Here is a 440-nt window from a genome sequence, read left to right as displayed (position 1 = left end):
TTCCTGATCAAGCTCAACAAAGCCTGTCCGATCACCATCGTCAAGCTGCTCACCGACAATGGCAGCCAGTTCACCGACCGCTTTACCAGCAAGAAGAAAGACCCGGAAACGGGCGATCGGATTCCCAGCGGCAGGCACGCGTTCGACGTGCTGTGCAAGCAACTGGCGATCGAACATCGCCTGATTCCGCCACGTCATCCGCAGACCAATGGCATGGTTGAGCGCTTCAACGGCCGTATCAGCGAGGTCGTCAACCAGACCCGCTTCGCGTCCAGGGCCGAACTCGAATCGACACTGCGCAATTACCTGAAAATCTACAACCACAACATTCCCCAGCGCGCCCTGGATAATGAAACACCGATGCAGGCGATGAAGAAATGGCAGGGGAAAAAGCCGGAATTATTTGTTAAACGTGTTTATAACCAAGCGGGTCTTGACAC

1 protein-coding gene is annotated in these 440 nt (G+C 54.5%); it reads left to right on the top strand.

Going from position 1 to position 440, the window contains the following annotated elements; all coding sequences use genetic code 11:
* Nucleotides 1–440, top strand: a 440-nt coding sequence (locus K0F85_RS28360) for an integrase core domain-containing protein (protein ID WP_219119137.1), incomplete at both ends; no start/stop codon positions are given.

It is taken from the genome of Janthinobacterium sp. UMAB-56 (genome assembly GCF_900095265.1).
GTDB lineage: Bacteria > Pseudomonadota > Gammaproteobacteria > Burkholderiales > Burkholderiaceae_D > Janthinobacterium.
Note: the sequence above shows the minus strand (reverse complement) of the source record. Positions and strands in the feature narration are given on the sequence as shown.